This is a genomic window from Kitasatospora sp. NPDC007106, from assembly GCF_040634455.1.
In the GTDB taxonomy this organism is placed as follows: Bacteria; Actinomycetota; Actinomycetes; order Streptomycetales; family Streptomycetaceae; genus Kitasatospora; species Kitasatospora arboriphila.
Genome location: NZ_JBEYFP010001017.1, coordinates 1 through 1,957, shown reverse-complemented (window position 1 = coordinate 1,957; position 1,957 = coordinate 1). Strand labels below are relative to the sequence as shown.

Sequence of the window (1,957 nt, the reverse complement as noted above, 5' to 3'; positions counted from 1 at the left end):
GGCCCGCAGGCCCGTCGCAACTGCGTCACCACGTCACAGGCCCGCAGGCCCGTCGCAACTGCGTCACCACGTCACAGGCCCGCAGACCCGTCGCAGCCACGTCACCACGTCACAGCTCCGACGCCCGGTGGGTCGGGCGGCCGTCGACGACGGTGAGCAGCACCGGGAGCGCGGCGAGGTCGCCGTCGGGCACGGTGAGCGGGTCCTCGGCAAGGACGGTGAGGTCCGCGCGCTGTCCGACGGCGAGCCGCCCGGCCAGGTGGTCCTCCCCGGCGGCCCTGGCCGGGTTGAGGGTGTACCCCTGGAGCGCCTGCAGCGGGGTGAGGGCCTGCTCGGGGCCGTGCGGGGGCAGCGAGAGGTCCCGCGGGCGGCGGTGCCGGGCGCCGGCCATCACCTCCAGCGGTGCGAAGGGCGCGATCGGCCAGTCCGAGCCGAGGACGACCCGGGCGCCGGCCTCCCACAGATCGCGGCAGCGGAACGCCCGGCCGGCGCGTTCCTCGCCGAGGCCCACGGCATCGACCGCATCCCCGACGACGAGCGGCACGGCCGCCCCCGCGAGCTGTTCGCGGTCTGGGCCGCGCCGAACGTGAGCTACCTGAGCCTGGTCGTCGGCGGCGCCCTCGTCCTGCTCGGCCTCGACCTGTGGCAGTCCCTGGCGGTGATCGTCGCGGGCAACCTGCTCTGGGCCCTGGTCGGCCTGGTCGCGGTCAGCGGCCCGGCCTCGGGCACGCCGAGCGAGATCGTCATGCGGGCGGTCTTCGGCACCCGGGGCAACCGGGTCAGCGTCGCCGTCACCGGCTGGTTGGTCTCGGTCTGCTACCTGGCGCTCAGCTGGGCGGCCGGCTCGCTCGCCGCCCTCGCCCTGCTGGAGGAGGCCGGCCTGCGGCCGGGCACGCCGCTCAAGGTGGTGGTGATCGTCGCCGTCGCCGCCGCGGCCCTGGCCATCAGCATCTACGGCCACGCCGCCATCGTCCGGCTCTACCTGCCGTTCACGCTGGTCCTCACGGCCGTCCTCGCGGTGCTCGCCGTCTTCGTGCTCGACCGCGCGGACTGGGGCTACCGTCCCGAACAGCCGCTGCACGGCGGCGCGTTGGTCGCCGCGCTGGCGGGCGGGCTCACCCTGGTCGCGTCCGCCCCGCTCTCGTACACCAACAGCGCCGACTTCGCCCGGTACCTTCCGAGCAGCACCCGGCCGGGGGCGGTGGCCGGGTGGACGGCGCTCGGCGGGTTCCTGCCGAGCGTGCTCTTCACCGCGCTCGGCGCGGTCGCCGGCACCGCGCTGGACATGAGCGACCCTCAGACCGCGCTCACCGCGATCCTCCCGGGCTGGTTCGAACCGGCCTTCCTGCTGGCCGTCGTGCTGTCCGCCGTCGCCAACAACGCGATGACCGCGTACAGTTCCGGGCTCGCCCTGCAGGCGGCCGGCCTGCGCGTCCGCCGCTCCCGCAGCGTCGCCCTGGACGGCGCGCTCGGCGTCGCGCTCACCCTCTACGCGCTGCTGGTCTCGAACTTCCTCGACACCGTCAACAGCGTCCTGGAGCTGATGGTGGTGCTGACCGGCCCCACCACGGCCGTCTACGCCACCGACGTCCTGCTGCGCCGGAACCGCTACGACGGCCGGGCGCTCTCCGACGAGAGCCGCGGCGGGCCGTTCTGGTACACCGCGGGCGTCAACCCGGCCGGGGCGGCCGCCGTCCTGCTGGGCGCCGCGGCGGCGGGCCTGTGTGTCACCACCCCGCTGTACACCGGGCCGGTGGCCGCCGCCCTCGGCGGCACCGACCTGTCGCTGCCGGTCGGCCTCCTGCTCTCCGCCGCGGTCTACCTGGCGGCGGGCCGGCGGGGCACCCGGGACGGCCGGAACTGACGAACGGCCGCAGATCGGAAGAGCAAACCTCTGACCTCCAGTCACCACTATACTAATCGCGGATGACGTCATCATCATTATCACAACCGGCGG

General features: G+C 74.7%; 1 protein-coding gene and 1 pseudogene. One reads left to right on the top strand and one right to left on the bottom strand.

Going from position 1 to position 1,957, the window contains the following annotated elements; all coding sequences use genetic code 11:
- Positions 1 to 109 precede the first annotated feature (109 nt).
- A pseudogene (locus tag ABZ641_RS35240) lies at positions 110 to 652 on the bottom strand (amidohydrolase family protein); the annotation flags it as partial.
- Here ABZ641_RS35240 and ABZ641_RS35235 point away from each other — a divergent pair.
- A complete protein-coding gene (locus tag ABZ641_RS35235) occupies positions 560 to 1,864 on the top strand; it encodes a cytosine permease (RefSeq protein WP_359988474.1) in 1,305 nt (434 codons plus the stop codon). The pseudogene ABZ641_RS35240 and the gene ABZ641_RS35235 overlap by 93 nt on opposite strands.
- Positions 1,865 to 1,957 lie beyond the last annotated feature (93 nt).